This window comes from Streptomyces sp. NPDC048257, from assembly GCF_043201855.1.
GTDB lineage: Bacteria > Actinomycetota > Actinomycetes > Streptomycetales > Streptomycetaceae > Streptomyces.
Genome location: NZ_JBICZI010000005.1, coordinates 14,273 through 28,493, shown reverse-complemented (window position 1 = coordinate 28,493; position 14,221 = coordinate 14,273). Strand labels below are relative to the sequence as shown.

Below are 14,221 nucleotides of genomic sequence, written 5' to 3'. Positions count from 1 at the left end.
TCCGTATCCGTTCCGTGTCCCGGGCGGACACCCCCTAGGCTGGCCCGGTGACGAACGCGAGTACGGGCAAGAGCGCCGACCGGGTGCTGTACGGGTGCATGGGTCTGGGCGGGAGCTGGGAGCCGGGGCCGTACGGGGCCGCCGACATCGACGCCGCCGAGGCGGCCGTGGTCGCCGCCCTCGACAGCGGGATCACCACCTTCGACCACGCCGACATCTACCGGCACGGCAAGGCCGAGGCCGTCTTCGGCGAGGTGCTCGCCCGGACACCGGGGCTGCGCGAGCGCATCACCCTCCAGACCAAGTGCGGGATCCGGCTGGGCGGCGAGGACCGCCCGGGGATCTACGACCTGCGCGGCAAGAGCATCGTCCGGCGCGTCGAGGAGAGTCTGACCCGGCTACGGACCGATGTGATCGACGTCCTCCTGCTGCACCGCCCCGATCCGCTGGCGGACGTGGACTCGATCGCGTCGGCGCTGACCTCCCTGCACCGCCAGGGCCTCGTACGGGGCTTCGGCGTGTCCAACATGGGCGCCGCGCAGATCGCCCACCTCCAGGCTCGTCTCGACGTACCGCTGGTGGCGAACCAGCTCGAGATGAGCCTGCACAGCCGGGACTGGGTCGAGGCCGGTGTCCTGCTCAACACGCCGGAATCCGCGCACAACGGGTTCCCGTTCGGCACGCTGGAGCACTGCCGCGACCACGGCATCCGCCTCCAGGCCTGGGGCGCGCTGGCCCAGGGCCGCTTCACCGGACGCGAGCAGACCCCCGCCGAACGGGCCACCGCGGCGCTGCTGGCCGACCTGGCCCGGCAGAAGGACACCACGCCCGAGTCGGTCCTGCTGTGGTGGCTGATGCGGCATCCCGCCGCCATCGCGCCGGTCGTCGGCAGCGCCCGCCCCGAACGGATCCGCGCCTGCCGTGACGCGGTGCTGCGGGAGCCCGAGCTCACGCACGAGGAGTGGTACGAGCTCTGGATCACCGCCCGCGGTGTGCCGCTGCCCTGAGCCAACAGGGCGCGGGCGGCAGGGGGTTAGCCCCACCGGTGGCCGACCGGCCTGCTGGATGGGATCGTCGGGCGAGATCAACAAGGCTTGCCCCATGACGACTTACAGGAAAAGGGCTCTGCTCCTTGCCGCGGCCACCGTGGCGGCCGGTCTGACCGCGACCGCCGCACCGGCCGCGACCGCCGTACCGACCCCGGCCCGGCCCGCGCCCTCCGGCCCGGAGCTCGACTGGCACCGCTGTTCCCCGGACCTGCCCGCCGCTCAGGAGTGCGCCGAGCTGCCCGTCCCGCTCGACTACGACGACCCCGGCGGCCGGCAGCTCACCCTCGCCGTCTCCCGCATCCGCAGCGACCGCCCCGAGGCCCGGCGCGGCACGCTCGTCGTGATCCCCGGGGGCCCGGGCGGATCCGGTGTGCAGCGCCTGACGCAGAAGGCCGAGGCCCTCCAGCGGGAGCTGGCCGGGGCCTACGACCTCGTCGCCTTCGATCCGCGCGGAGTGGGCGCCAGCACCACCGCGAGCTGTGACCTCGCCCCCGAGGACCGGTACCTGACCAGCCTGCGGTCCTGGCCGGGTCCGAACGGCGAGATCACCGAGAACATCGCCCGCTCCCGGCGCATCGCCGAGGCCTGCGCCCGCAGCGGCGGCCCCGAGCTGCGCAGCTTCACCACCGCCAACCAGGTCCGCGACCTGGACCGCTTCCGCGAGGCGCTCGGCGAGCGCAGGCTCTCCGCCTGGGGCACCTCGTACGGCACGTACGTGGGCGCCGTCTACGCGCAGCAGTACCCCGAGCGCACCGACCGCTGGGTCCTCGACAGCAGCGGCGACCCCGACCCGAAGCGCGTCGCCCGGGGCTGGCTGGCGAACATGTCGCAGGGCGCGGAGGACCGCTTCCCCGACTTCGCGGCCTGGGCGGCCCACCCCGACCGGGACCGGGACGGCCTGCGGCTGGGCGCGGCGCCGCGCGAGGTGGAGCCGCTCCTCCTCGCGCTCGCCGCCCGGCTGGACCGCGAGCCGAGGCCATCGACGGCCCCCGGAGCGCCCCTGACCGGCAACGGCCTGCGCCAGGCCCTCCAGAACGCCCTCTACGGCGACGCCGCCTTCGCCTCCTTCGCCCGGCTGGTCAAGGCGGCGCAGGCCCCGGCGGGGACCCCGGCCGGCACCCCGGAGCTCCCGAAGGAGCTCGCCGCACCCCTGCGGAACGAGGACGCCGCGGTCATGGTCGGGGTCATCTGCAACGACGTGGCCTGGCCGGACGTGCCCGTGGCCGCGTACCGGCGGGCCGTCGCCACGGACCGGGCCCGGCACCCGCTCACGGCCGGCATGCCCGCGAACGTACTGCCCTGCTCCTTCTGGAAGACCCCCACGCAGAAGCCCACCCGGATCACCGGCGACGGGCCGTCCAACATCCTCATGCTCCAGAGCCGCCGGGACCCGGCGACCCCGCTCTCCGGCGGCCTGAAGATGCGCGAGGCCCTGGGCGACCGCGCCCGTATGGTCACCGTCGAGCAGGGCGGCCACGGGCTGTACCTCGGCAACGGCAACGCCTGCGGCAACCGCGCGGTCACCGAGTTCCTCATCTCCGGCCGCCGTCCGGCCCGGGACACGGGCTGCGCGAACTGAGTCCGGGGCGCTGATACCGCCTCCCGCGCGCGTGCGCAAGCCGACGGCGCCAGGATGGAGGGAGGACCGTACCTCGCACAGCTGTGGAGATCGTCATGGGCACGCACAAGGTGGGACCCGACACCACCGTCCTCGCGGACTGCCTGGAGGTGCCGGGCATCGGATTCCTCCCGGTCAACGCATTCGTCCTGCACGCCGAGCAGCCGGTGGTCGTCGACACCGGCGTCGGCCTGCCCGACCGGGACTTCCTCGACACGCTCGGTTCGGCGATCGACCCCGCCGACGTGCGGTGGATCTGGCTGACCCACCCGGACCGCGACCACACGGGCGGCATCTTCGAGCTGCTCGAAGCCGCTCCCGGGGCTCGGCTGGTGACCACGTTCCTGGGGGCGGGGATCATGTCCACCGAGCGGCCGTTGCCCCTGGACCGGGTGTACTTCCTCAACCCGGGCCAGAGCCTGGACGTGGGGGACCGGACGCTGCACGCCTTCCGGCCTCCTCTGTTCGACAATCCGGCCACCGTCGGCTTCTACGACGACCGTTCACGGACCTGCTTCACTTCCGACTGCTTCGGCGGCCCCATGCCCACCGCGGACATCGCCACGAGCACCGACGTCGGCCAGGTGCCCGCCGAGGACCTGCGGGCCGCTCAGCGGCTGTGGGCGAGCGTCGACAGTCCCTGGGTGCAGCTGGTGGACCCGGACAGGTTCCTGACCACGGTGGACCCGCTGCGGGTGATGGACCCGCAGACCATCCTGTGCACGCACCTGCCGCCCGCCGTGGGCCTGACCACGCAGTTCCTCGACACCATCGCCGCGGTGCCGGGCATCGATCCCTTCACGGGTCCGGACCAGGCAGCGCTCGAGCAGATGCTCGCGTCCTTCGAGCCCGGAGGCCCTGCATAGCCTTTGATTCGTAGGGGTATGGACGGATACGCCCCACTGAACATCTGTTAGTGTGCCCGCGCTTGGTGTTCATCCATCAATCCGTCCTCCCCTCGAACGCCGCGTGCCCGAGGGGGCTGCGAGGTGTCTCGTACGTGCACAGCACTCCCTTCTCCCCGACCGGGGCCAGATCCGCACGCGCCCGCATGGGCCTGACCACGACCCAGGTCGCGCACTCCATGGCGGCCTGCGGCACCCCCGTCCACCCCCAGCTGGTCCTGGCCTGGGAGCAGGGCTCCCACGTGCCCTCCGACCGGCAACTCTTCGCCCTGGCCGACGTCCTGTGGTGCGAGGCGACGGCGCTGATGGGCATCGAGCCGCGCACGCTCGCCGAGCACCGGCTGGCCCGCCGCCTCACCGTCGAGCGGCTGGCGTACCGCATAGGCATGGACCCGTCCGAGTACCGCGCGGCCGAATCGGCACAGCACTGGAACGGGGACGCCTGGCAGACCAGGGCGCTCGTGGAGGCCCTCGGGCTGTCGCTGCGCGAACTGATCGGGATCATGGGCCGGGTGGAGGAACTGGCGGAGCTCCTGCGGGCGTCCCTCGACGGGCGGTGGAAGACGTACGTGGACCCGGTGGCGGAGATCGTCGTGGTCGACGCGACGAGCGTGGGGGACGCACTGCGCACGATGCACGCGGAGTTCGCCGCGTTCTCGGAGCGGTACATGGGACACCTGGTCGCACGCAACGACGACGCCCGGCTCAAGGAGATCGCGGCGGAGCGCGCCGCCTTCCTGCGCCGACTGGTCGATCACTTCTGGGAGTTGGTCGGCGAGGCGGGCGAGGTGCCGCCGTTTCCCGCGGGTGGCCGCTGACACGGCGGACCGCCGGGCGCGGACCGGCCGGGGAGGACGTCGTACCGCCGCCTCCCCGGCCTCCGGCCCCGACCGGTCACCGGTCCGCTTCAGTGGGCGGGTACCCCGAAGTGCGGTGCGGCCGGACCGTCTTCGCCGATGTCGTCCCAGTCGATCTCCATCGTGCGGCGCCGCGTGAAGACGTTGAAGAGCAGGTTCAGCATGATGGCCGTCAGCGCGCCCAGGGTGATCCCGCTGTCGAGCACGGCCCGGAGGTCGTCCGGCATCCGGTCGAAGAACGGCCCGACGGTGGTGGGCAGCAGCGCGGCGCCCAGACTGACGGCCAGGATCAGGGTGTTGCGCTCCTCGCGCAGGTCGGCCTTGCCCAGGATCTGGATGCCGACCGCGGCGACGATGCCGAACATGGAGAGCGCCGCCCCGCCCAGCACGGGGTGCGGGATCGAGGCCACGAGGCTGCCCGCCTTCGGCAGCAGCCCCAGCACGACCATGAACACACCGGCCGCGACGACCACGTACCGGCTCATCACCTTCGACATCCGCACGAGGCCGATGTTCTCGGCGAACGCCACGTACGGGAAGGAGTTGAGGACGCCGCCCAGTACCGTCGCCGCGCCGTCGGCGCGCAGGGCCCGGGCGACCGTGTCGGCGTCGACCTTCCGGCGGGTGATCTCGCCGATCGCGTAGACGTCACCGGTGGTCTCCACCATGGTGATCAGGACGACGACGAGCATGGCGACGATGGGGAGCAGCTCGAAGCGCGGCATGCCGTAGTGGAACGGCGTGGTGACCCCGAACCAGTCGGTCTCGCGCACCGCGGCGAAGTCGGTGTCGCCGAAGAGCCAGGAGGCCGCCGTGCCGGCGACGAGCCCGAGCAGGACGGCGAGGCTGCTGAGGAACGGCTTGCCGATCCGGACGATGGTGAGGATGAAGAGCAGGGTGCCGAGCGCGTAGGCGAGGTTCTTCGGATCCCCGTACGCCGGAGTGCCGATCAGGTGCGCGCCGCCGGCGGCGTCCTGCAGCGCCACGGGGATCAGCGTGATGCCGATGATCGTGAGGATGGTGCCGATGACGACCGGAGGGAAGTACTTCACCAGCCGGCTGAAGAGCGGGGCGAACAGGAAGGTCGCGATGCCCGCCGTGATCACCGCCCCGTAGACGACGAGCAGGCCGGCGGTACCGCCGCCCGCTCCCATGCCTATGGCGATCATGGGTGAGACCGCGGTGAAGGTGACGCCCTGGACCAGGGGCAGCCGGGCGCCGATCTTCCAGACGCCGAGGGCCTGGACGATCGAGGCCACGCCGCAGGTCAGCAGGTCCGCGTTGATGAGGTGGACGAGCTCCTGACGGGAGAGGCCGAGCGCGTTCCCGAGCAGGACCGGGACGATGACGGCCGCCGCGTAGAACGCGAGGACGTGCTGGAAGCCGTACAGGGCGAGCCTGGGGAGGGGAAGTACTTCGTCGACCGGGTGCGTCTGCGGCCGGCGGGTGGACTGACGGGGCATTTTTGCCATCTCTGCCTTGCCTTCGCGAGGTAGGTGAATGAGAGGGCCGCCGCCCTCCAGCCCTGGGTGGCAGGGCGAGGGCAGGCCGGCTCGTACCGAGCCGACGCCGGGCGGTGTTGCCGACATCGCGTCGCTCTGCACTGCATACTCATGTCCCGGATTGGCAGGACTTCCTTCGATCGACATGGCGGATCCGCATTTGATCTTGGGATCCGAAGGGGTCTTGACCGGAGGGCGCTCACCATAGCCAAAGGTCGTGTTTCCTCGCGAGTAACCTCCCGGCAAGGTGCCCCGGCCGGTGTTCCCGTCATCGCCACGGCCCCGCGCAACCCGTACGACGTCGCGCGCTCCACCGTGCTGACGGCCGGGCCGCCCGGCCGCCCCCGCTCCGCGGCCGAACTCCGGGCCACCGCAAGGGCCCTCGGCGGCTGGGCGGCCCCCCGAGGTGGCCCCCGGTTCGCCCGCCACCGCACTCCCGGCTCGGCCAAGGCCCCCAATACTCATCCGTACTTGCGGGTACTGCGGCCGAATGGCGCCGGATTTGATAGTTCTGGACTGGTCCGGTGTGAGAAAGCTGCGGGAAGGACACGGCATGTTCGATCTACTGCGCCCGGAGAACGACGTGTGCCCCTTCTGCAAGGCCACCGCCGCGGACGGCGTGGTCCGGACCCTGCGGACCGGGGCGGGATCACTGTCGGTGACCTGGCACACCCTCAATTGCCCGCACTACGCGGCCGACCGCATCCTCGCCGAGAAAGAGGGCTGACCCCACGGTTCTCCCGGGGATCAGACCGGCGCGCCGCTCGGCTCCGCCTCCCGGGCCGCCCGGCGGCGCAGCGCGTCCTCGTCCGTGTCGGCATCGTAGGAGATGAGCTTCGGCAGCAGCGCGGCCAGCACCGCCACCGACGCCACACACGCCAGACCGCCGCCCCAGAACGCCGGCCGGGTACCGGTCCAGCCGGCCATGGCGCCCGCCCGGACCTGACCGAGCTGCGGGCCGACGCTGTACGAGAGCACCTCGATGCCCGCGAGCCGGCCCCGCAGCTCCTCGGGGATCGTCTGGTTCCAGATCGTGGCCCGGCCCAGCCCGCTCACCATGTCGCCCGCGCCCGCAACCGCGAGGCACAGCAGCACCAGCCGGATGTCCGGCGACGCGCCCGCACCCGCGATCGCCAGACCCCACACCGCGGCCCCGAACACCACCAGCAGCCCATGCCGCCGGATCCGGGACATCCATCCGCTGGTCATGCCGAGCACCAGCGAGCCCACCGCCCCCGCCGCGTACATCAGCCCCAGCGCCCAGACCGCGTCGAGTTCGTCCGCGAGGAAGGGGTAGATCGCGTTCGGGAAGGCGAAGAACATCGCCGCCAGGTCGACGGCGTACGTCCCCAGCAGTACGGGCCGGCTCCACGCGTAGCGGGCGCCCTCGGCGATCCCGCGCAGCGACGGGCGCTCGGCCCCCTTCGCCGGCGGCGCCGGACTGAGCCGCAGGCACAGCAGCACCGAGGCGAGGAACCCGACCACGGTGACGGAGTAGGCCGCGGCGTGACCGGCGTACGCGACGACCAGACCGGCCAGCGCCGGACCGGCGATCGCGCCGAACTGGTAGCGCAGCCCGTTGAGCGCCGCAGCGGCCGTGAGCTGGTCGTGCGGCACGATCCGCGCCATCAGCGAGTCCAGGGCCGGCCGCTGGAGCCCGGCCAGCGCCGACACCCCCGCCGCGACCACGTACAGCGGCCACAGCATCGGATCCGGCAGCAGCGCGTTCACCAGCAGCACCAGGGCGAGCGCCCCGAGCCCGGCCTCGGTCAGCAGGATCAGCCGCCGCCGGTCGACCGCATCGGCGAGGGCGCCCCCGTACAGCCCGAAGACCACCAGCGGAACCAGTTCCACCGCACCCATCGCACCGACCGCCAGCGGCGAGTCCGTCAGGTGCTTGATCTGCAGCGGCAGCGCGATCATCGCCATGAAGGAGCCGAAGTACGTCACCGTGCCCTGGTAGAACAGCAGCCTGAAGTCACGGCCGGAACGGAACGGGGCGAAGTCGGGCAGTACGGTCGTCCATCGGGAGGTGCTCACGAGACGCCATCGTCCGTGGGCGTTCCGGCCGGGGCAACGGGTTTTCTCCGCACCTGCCCCGAAAACACCCCGCCGGGCCGCCCGCGTACCGGCCACGGACGGGCGAATCCGGAGCCCGGCGCGTGGCATCGCGGGCCGCCGGTGGCACTCATGGGTCATGCCGCCGGTCTCAGCGTTCCTGCGTACGGCCGCGTCGTACGCCTGGCGCCTGCTGGTCGTCGGCGCCGTCGTCTACGCCCTCTTCGCCCTGCTGGGCCGGTTCCACGAGATCGCCGTGGCCCTCTTCCTCGGGCTCGTCGTCGCCGCCCTGCTCTGGCCGCCCACCCGACGCCTCGCGCGCGTCCTGCCCCGGTCGGTCGCCGTCGCCGTCTCCCTCATCGGCAGCGCGCTGCTCCTGCTCGGTGTGCTGACCCTGGTCGGCGAAGCGGTGGCCGGGGAGAGCACGACCCTGGCCCGCGAGTTCCGCGAGGGACTCGCCAGCATCGAGGAGTACCTGGAGCGGCCGCCCTTCCGGCTGAACCCGAACGCGCTCTCCGACGTCCAGTCCCGGATCGGCGAGTACCTGTCGAGCCACCGCTCCACGCTGCTCAGCACGGCGGTCAGCGGGGCCGGGCGCCTGGTGCACGTGCTGACCGTCCTCGCCCTCGCCGCCTTCTGCTCGTTCTTCTTCCTGCACGGCGGCGACCGGCAGTGGTCGTGGTTCTGCGTGCAGCTCCCCGCATCGGTGCGCGTCCGTGTGGGGATCGCCGGGCGCGCGGCCTGGCGCACGTTCACGGGTTACACCCACGGGATCGTCCTGGTCGCGGCGACGAACGCGGTCCTGGTGGGGGTGGCACTGTACTTCCTCGGGGTACCGCTGGCCGTACCCCTGGCGCTGCTGGAGTTCTTCGCGGCCTTCATCCCCCTCATCGGATCGCCGGTCGCGCTGGCGGTCGCCGCGGTGGTCGCCCTGGCGGCCAAGGGGCCGCTGATCGCGGGCCTGGTGGTCGCGCTCATCGTGATCATCGGTCAGATCGAGGGCCACCTGCTGCATCCCCTGGTGATGAGCCGGGCGGTCCGGCTGCACCCGCTGGTGGTGGCGATCTCGGTGGTCGCGGGGGCCATCGCCGCCGGGGTCGTCGGCGCGGTGGTCGCGGTCCCGCTGGTCTCGGTGATCTGGTCGGTGCACACGGCGTTGCGCGACGCCCGGCTCGGGGACGACGACCTACGACCGGCGGACGACGGCCGAGGACCGGCGGAGGCCGACTGACGGCCCACGGCCCACGGCCCACGACCGGCGGGCAGGTGTCCGGCGGGCCGGACACCTGCCGGTCGCTTCCTGCACAATCGCCTGATGAGCGATGAAGACCCCTACCTGTGGCTGGAAGACGTATCCGGCGATGCCGCCCTCGCCTGGGTCCGGGAGCGCAATGCCGAGACCGTGGACGCGCTGACCGGTTCGCCCGGGTTCAAGGTGCTCGAGCAGGAGATGCGCGAGGTGCTGGACGACGACGGCCGGATCCCGTACACCGTCCGCCGGGGCCGCCACCTCTACAACTTCTGGCAGGACGCCGACCACGTACGCGGCCTGTGGCGGCGGACCACACTGGAGGAGTACCGGACGGACCGGCCGGCCTGGGAGGTGCTCCTGGACCTCGACGCCCTCGCCGAGGCCGAGGGGGAGAAGTGGGCCTGGGCGGGCAGCCGCGTCCTGGCCCCCGAACACCGGCACGCCCTGATCCTGCTGTCGCGGGACGGCGCGGACGCCTGCGTGGTGCGCGAGTTCGACCTGGAGACCCTGGAATTCGTCGAGGACGGATTCACGGTCGCCGAGGCCAAGACCCGGATCGGCTGGATCGACCACGACCGGGTCTGGATCGGCACCGACTTCGGCGCCGGCTCGATGTCCACCTCCGGCTACCCGCTCCAGGTGCGCCGCTGGCGCCGCGGCACGCCCCTCGCGGACGCGGAGCTCGTCTACCAGGGCCGGCCGGCGGACCTGTCCGCCTCCGGATGGCACGACGACACCCCCGGTTTCGAACGGGACTTCGTCCACCGGCAGATCGACTTCTGGAACCAGGAACTCTTCCTGCTCCGGGAGGACGCCGCCGAGCCGACCCTGAAGATCGAGGTCCCGGACGACGCGGGCGCCTCCGTCCACCGCCGGTGGCTGACCGTCACCACCAAGTCGCCGTGGCTCGGCCACCCCGCGGGCAGCCTGCTCGCCTTCGACTTCGAGGCCTTCCTGGCCGGGGAGCGCGAGGCCGAGGTGCTGTTCACGCCGGACGAGCGCACCGCGCTCGCGGGATACAGCTGGACCCGCCACCACCTCATCCTCAGCACCCGCGCCGACGTCTCCTCCCGGATGGAACTCCTCACCCCGGGCCAGGGCCCGGGCGGCTGGCACCGTGCTCCGCTGCCGGGCGTACCGCCGCTGTCCACCGCCTCGGTCACCGACACGGACCCGGACGAGAGCGACGAGTACTTCCACCAGGTCTCCGGATTCCTCCAGCCCTCCACGCTCTACCGCGGCACGGCCGGCGGCGCCGGCGGGAGCGAGAGCCTCAAGCAGAGCCCGTCGCTCTTCGACACCGCCGGTCTCGCCGTGCGCCAGTACTTCGCGACCTCCGCGGACGGCACGAGGGTGCCGTACTTCGTCGTCGGACCCGAGGACCGCCCGGGCCCCGGCCCCACCCTGCTGTACGGGTACGGCGGCTTCGAGATCTCCATGGTCCCGCACTACAGCGCGGTCACCGGACGCGCCTGGCTCGCGCGCGGCGGCACGTACGTCGTCGCGGGCATCCGCGGCGGGCACGAGTACGGGCCCGGCTGGCACAAGGCGGCCCTCGGCGCGAACCGGATCCGGGCGTACGAGGACTTCGCCGCCGTCGCCCGGGACCTCACCGCGCGGGACATCACCACCCCCGCCCAGCTGGGCATCGAGGGCGGCAGCAACGGCGGGCTGCTCATGGGCGCGATGCTCACCCGCGACCCGGAACTGTTCGGCGCGGTCGTCGCGCACGTGCCGCTGCTGGACATGCTGCGCTTCCACAAGCTGCTGGCCGGGGCCAGCTGGATCGCCGAGTACGGGGACCCGGACAGCCCGGCCGACCGGCCGCACCTGGAGCGGATCTCCCCGTACCACCGGGTCCGGGCGGACGGGCCCGCGTACCCGCCGCTGCTCCTGCTGACCTCGACCCGCGACGACCGGGTCCACCCCGGTCACGCCCGCAAGATGGCGGCCCGGCTGCGCGAGTACGGGCATCCCGTCCTCTTCCACGAGCACCTCGGGGGCGGCCACTCGGGCGCCACCGATCACCGGCAGACCGCCTTCAACGAGGCCCTGGTCCATACCTTCCTGTGGGAGCGGCTGACCCCGCAGCGGTGATCCGGCCCCGGTGGGGCCGATCTCGGCCGTTCGGTAGACGGGGGCATCCGTACGGGGGATTTGCGGGGCCAGGTGCTGCCGAACGCCGGGTTGTGCCCCACCATCGGCGGATGCAACCCCGGCCTGGGAGGACCCCATGAGCACCCCGTACGCGTCCGCCGCCCCGTACTACGCCCGCTACCGGCCCCCGTACCCGGCGGAGTTCTACGCGCTCCTCACGGACCGGTTCGCGCTCGACGGCTCCCAGACCGTACTGGACCTCGGCGCCGGACCGGGCACGATCTCCCTGCCGCTGGCGCCGCTGGCCGAGCACGTGTACGCCGTGGACCCGGAGCCGGCCATGCTCGCCGAAGGGTCCCGGCTCGCCGAGGAGTGGGGGCGTACGAACATCTCCTGGCTGAGGGGTGACGCCGCAGGCATCGGCCGGCTGTGCCTGCCCCGGATCGACCTGTGCGTCATCGGCGGAGCCTTCCACCGGATGGACCGGGTCCGGGTGCCGGCCGACCTGGACGCCGTGCTCGCACCGCGCGGCGGGATCGTCGTCGTCACCTCGCTCGGTGCGACCGGGCGGCGGCACGGCCCGCGCCCTTCCTGGCAGGGCGTCGTCGACGAGGTGTGCGCGCGCTTCCTCGGGCCCGGCCACCGGCCGCCGCGGCCGGTGGACGAACGGGCGGACCTGGCAGACCTGGCGGACCTGGAGGACCATCTCGCGAAGTCGGCGTTCTCCCGCGTCGAGACCACGACGTGGGAGCAGAGCACGCGCTGCACCGTGGACGAGCTCGTCGGCCTCCAGTTCTCCCGATCGTCCTGCAGCCCGGCCCTGTTCGGCGACCGGAAGGGCGCGTTCGAGTCCGAGCTGCGCCGCGCCCTGCTGGACCACGACCCGGGCGGCAGCTACGTCCGGACCGTCACCGTCGCGGCCGCCGTCGCGACCAGGCCGCGACGGTGACGGCGATCCCGCCTCAGTGAGTGGGCCCGGCCGCGGGCGAACGGTGCGCGAACCGGTCGGCCGCGCGTCGGCCGCGGCTCTCCAGGGGCAGCACCCCGGTGGCCCCGGCCAGCCCGAAGGGCGGCATGTCGAAGTAGATCGACTCGTACGAGCCCTCGGGCACGACGTAGGACTCGTGCCACAGGCCCACGTGCTGACGCAGCTTCGCCGCGCGCTCCTTGCGGTTGATGACCGACCAGGCTTTGTGGTGCAACATGTCCGGGGCCGCGGCGTACTTGTAGAGCTTTTCCTTGGACTCCCAGTACTGGACCACGTAGTACGTTCGGGGCGACGCGGTGAGCAGGACATGGCCGAGCAGTCCACGGGTGGGGTCCTTGGCGAGCTCCCGGAGCATCCTGGGCATGGCCAGGACCAGCGGAGCCCACTGGTGCACGGCCCAGAAGTGGTTGATGCGCATGCCGATGAGCAGGACGACGACGTCCCCCTCGGCGGCTGCGGTGGTACGGCCCGGTAAGGGTTTCGCGAACACTCCGGCCTCCCGATCGCCTTGTTGGATAGGGCTGCTGTCCAACCGTCACGTGATTGGATAGTGGCACTCGCCAAGGGAAGGTTCAAGAGATTGCGGCTCGCGGAACTGAGTGAGCGGAGCGGCGTGGCCATCGCCACGATCAAGTACTACCTGCGCGAAGGGCTGTTGCCGCCCGGCCACCGCGTCAGCGCGACGACCGCCGACTACGACGAGGGTCACCTGCGCAGGCTGCGGCTCGTACGCGCGATGATCCAGGTCGGCGAGATGCCGGTCGCGCAGGTCCGGAAGGTGCTCGGGCACGTGGACGACGAGTCCCTGGGCCGGACGATCCGCCTGGGCGCCGCCCTGTGGGCGCTGCCCCGGGAGCCCGAACCGGCCGACGGCCAGGGCGAGGACGAGGCCACGGCCGCCGCGCGCGACGAGGTGGACCGGCTGCTCCGGACGCTGGGCTGGTCCACCGCATGGGAGTTGGGCGCGTTCTCACCGGTGCACCGATCGCTCGTGGCGGCGGTGGCCACGCTGATCCGGCTCGGCTATCCGTGGGACGCCGAACTCATGGCCCCGTACGCGCAGTTGATGCACCAAGTGGCCGTGCGGGACCTGGACTTCGTGGAGACGCACCACTCGGAGGCGGAGAAGGTCGAGACGGCCGTGGCGGCGACCATCCTGTTCCAGCCGGTGCTCAAGGCGCTGCACCGGCTGGCCCAGGAGGAGGAGTCGGCCCGGCGGTACGGACTGTCGTGAGGCCCTACTCGCAGGCGACGCCGTCGCCGTCGCGGTCGAGATGGCGGCCGTAACCGGGGTCTCCGCGGCGGACCGGGGCCGCGTGAGCCGCCCTGGCCGCCGTGCAGTTCTTGTAGTAGACGCTGCCGCCGCCCCCGCCCCCGCCTCCACCTGACGAGGAGGCGTTGTCGGGCTCCTCGCTCCTGGGGCTGCTCGCCGGTGCGGGGCCGGCCTCCGGCTGGGCGGCAGGTGTGGGGGGCGGCGCCGGAGCGGCGGTGGTGACGGAGGGGCTCGGGGTCGGTGCGGCGGCGACCGGGGCGGCGGCCGTGGCGGTCACGGTGACCGTGACCGTGACCGTCGGCGCGGGCTGCGGCCGGGCGGCCGCCGCTGCCTGGGGTTTCGGGTCCGAGTTGGCGGCCACGAGGACGACGAACCAGAGGGAGGCGAGGGCCACCGTCACGATCCTGCCGGTCTTGCCCCAGCGGGCGAGGAACGCCAGGGCGGCACCGAGCGGGGGCAGGAGGAGCGTGGCGACGACGACGGCCGGGACGGCCAGGGCGGGCTGCCAGCGCGGCTGCGCGGGCTGCTGGACCGGTGTGAAGGGCTGCGGCTGCGGAGGGTGCGGGTACAAGGATCTCCTGCCATGGACATGGAAGAGGAGCGGGCGCCCAGTTAAGCAAAC

Annotated in this window: 13 protein-coding genes; 9 read left to right on the top strand and 4 right to left on the bottom strand. The window is 72.5% G+C overall.

Features of this window, described 5'->3' with window-relative positions; translation table 11 throughout:
• The first annotated feature begins 47 nt into the window (after nt 1–47).
• From ACGFZK_RS13275 to ACGFZK_RS13260, 4 genes are all read left to right on the top strand, one after another.
• Nucleotides 48–1,007 (top strand): aldo/keto reductase family oxidoreductase, encoded by a 960-nt coding sequence (locus ACGFZK_RS13275; protein WP_393848977.1) that lies wholly within the window; start codon nt 48–50, stop codon nt 1,005–1,007.
• Nucleotides 1,008–1,101: 94 nt separating this feature from the next.
• The gene (locus tag ACGFZK_RS13270) at nt 1,102–2,628 is read left to right on the top strand and encodes an alpha/beta hydrolase (protein WP_393848976.1); all 1,527 of its coding nucleotides are present in this window, start codon (nt 1,102–1,104) and stop codon (nt 2,626–2,628) included.
• Nucleotides 2,629–2,723: 95 nt separating this feature from the next.
• Nucleotides 2,724–3,533 carry an MBL fold metallo-hydrolase gene (locus ACGFZK_RS13265; RefSeq protein WP_393848975.1) on the top strand — a complete coding sequence of 270 codons (810 nt, stop codon included), beginning with the start codon at nt 2,724–2,726 and terminating at the stop codon, nt 3,531–3,533.
• A 134-nt stretch (nt 3,534–3,667) separates the two neighbouring features.
• The gene (locus tag ACGFZK_RS13260) at nt 3,668–4,390 is read left to right on the top strand and encodes a transcriptional regulator (RefSeq protein WP_393848974.1); all 723 of its coding nucleotides are present in this window, start codon (nt 3,668–3,670) and stop codon (nt 4,388–4,390) included.
• A gap of 89 nt (nt 4,391–4,479) precedes the next feature.
• Here ACGFZK_RS13260 and ACGFZK_RS13255 read toward each other — a convergent pair whose 3' ends face one another.
• Nucleotides 4,480–5,892, bottom strand: coding sequence for a nucleobase:cation symporter-2 family protein (locus ACGFZK_RS13255; RefSeq protein ID WP_393848973.1), 1,413 nt, complete (start codon nt 5,890–5,892; stop codon nt 4,480–4,482).
• Between the two features lie 592 nt (nt 5,893–6,484).
• Here ACGFZK_RS13255 and ACGFZK_RS13250 point away from each other — a divergent pair.
• Nucleotides 6,485–6,658: a hypothetical protein gene (locus tag ACGFZK_RS13250; protein WP_393848972.1), complete on the top strand. Its 174-nt coding sequence runs from the start codon at nt 6,485–6,487 to the stop codon at nt 6,656–6,658.
• Nucleotides 6,659–6,678: 20 nt separating this feature from the next.
• Here ACGFZK_RS13250 and ACGFZK_RS13245 read toward each other — a convergent pair whose 3' ends face one another.
• Nucleotides 6,679–7,971, bottom strand: coding sequence for an MFS transporter (locus ACGFZK_RS13245; protein ID WP_393848971.1), 1,293 nt, complete (start codon nt 7,969–7,971; stop codon nt 6,679–6,681).
• Nucleotides 7,972–8,128: 157 nt separating this feature from the next.
• Here ACGFZK_RS13245 and ACGFZK_RS13240 point away from each other — a divergent pair, with 157 nt between their 5' ends.
• From ACGFZK_RS13240 to ACGFZK_RS13230, 3 genes are all read left to right on the top strand, one after another.
• Entirely contained in the window at nt 8,129–9,220 is a 1,092-nt protein-coding gene (locus tag ACGFZK_RS13240; protein WP_393848970.1) for an AI-2E family transporter, read from the top strand.
• An 84-nt stretch (nt 9,221–9,304) separates the two neighbouring features.
• Nucleotides 9,305–11,338 carry a prolyl oligopeptidase family protein gene (locus ACGFZK_RS13235; protein WP_393848969.1) on the top strand — a complete coding sequence of 678 codons (2,034 nt, stop codon included), beginning with the start codon at nt 9,305–9,307 and terminating at the stop codon, nt 11,336–11,338.
• Between the two features lie 136 nt (nt 11,339–11,474).
• On the top strand, nt 11,475–12,287 hold the full coding sequence (locus ACGFZK_RS13230; RefSeq protein WP_393848968.1) for a class I SAM-dependent methyltransferase: 813 nt from the start codon (nt 11,475–11,477) through the stop codon (nt 12,285–12,287).
• A gap of 13 nt (nt 12,288–12,300) precedes the next feature.
• On the opposite strand, the gene ACGFZK_RS13225 is transcribed toward ACGFZK_RS13230, so the two are convergent.
• Nucleotides 12,301–12,816 carry a DUF4188 domain-containing protein gene (locus ACGFZK_RS13225; RefSeq protein WP_393848967.1) on the bottom strand — a complete coding sequence of 172 codons (516 nt, stop codon included), beginning with the start codon at nt 12,814–12,816 and terminating at the stop codon, nt 12,301–12,303.
• A 90-nt stretch (nt 12,817–12,906) separates the two neighbouring features.
• On the opposite strand from ACGFZK_RS13225, the gene ACGFZK_RS13220 reads away from it, so the two are divergent.
• Nucleotides 12,907–13,560, top strand: coding sequence for a MerR family transcriptional regulator (locus tag ACGFZK_RS13220; RefSeq protein ID WP_393848966.1), 654 nt, complete (start codon nt 12,907–12,909; stop codon nt 13,558–13,560).
• A gap of 4 nt (nt 13,561–13,564) precedes the next feature.
• Here the strand turns inward: ACGFZK_RS13220 and ACGFZK_RS13215 are convergent, their stop codons facing one another.
• A complete protein-coding gene (locus ACGFZK_RS13215) occupies nt 13,565–14,170 on the bottom strand; it encodes an excalibur calcium-binding domain-containing protein (RefSeq protein WP_393848965.1) in 606 nt (201 codons plus the stop codon).
• Between the last annotated feature and the right edge of the window lie 51 nt (nt 14,171–14,221).

Bases quoted from the DNA above. Each gene is read 5' to 3' on its own strand.
- ACGFZK_RS13270 (WP_393848976.1), top strand. From the start codon at position 1,102: ATGACGACTTACAGGAAAAGGGCTCTGCTCCTTGCCGCGGCCACCGTG.
- ACGFZK_RS13265 (WP_393848975.1), top strand. From the start codon at position 2,724: ATGGGCACGCACAAGGTGGGACCCGACACCACCGTCCTCGCGGACTGC.
- ACGFZK_RS13255 (WP_393848973.1), bottom strand. From the start codon at position 5,892: ATGCCCCGTCAGTCCACCCGCCGGCCGCAGACGCACCCGGTCGACGAA.
- ACGFZK_RS13250 (WP_393848972.1), top strand. From the start codon at position 6,485: ATGTTCGATCTACTGCGCCCGGAGAACGACGTGTGCCCCTTCTGCAAG.
- ACGFZK_RS13240 (WP_393848970.1), top strand. From the start codon at position 8,129: ATGCCGCCGGTCTCAGCGTTCCTGCGTACGGCCGCGTCGTACGCCTGG.
- ACGFZK_RS13235 (WP_393848969.1), top strand. From the start codon at position 9,305: ATGAGCGATGAAGACCCCTACCTGTGGCTGGAAGACGTATCCGGCGAT.
- ACGFZK_RS13230 (WP_393848968.1), top strand. From the start codon at position 11,475: ATGAGCACCCCGTACGCGTCCGCCGCCCCGTACTACGCCCGCTACCGG.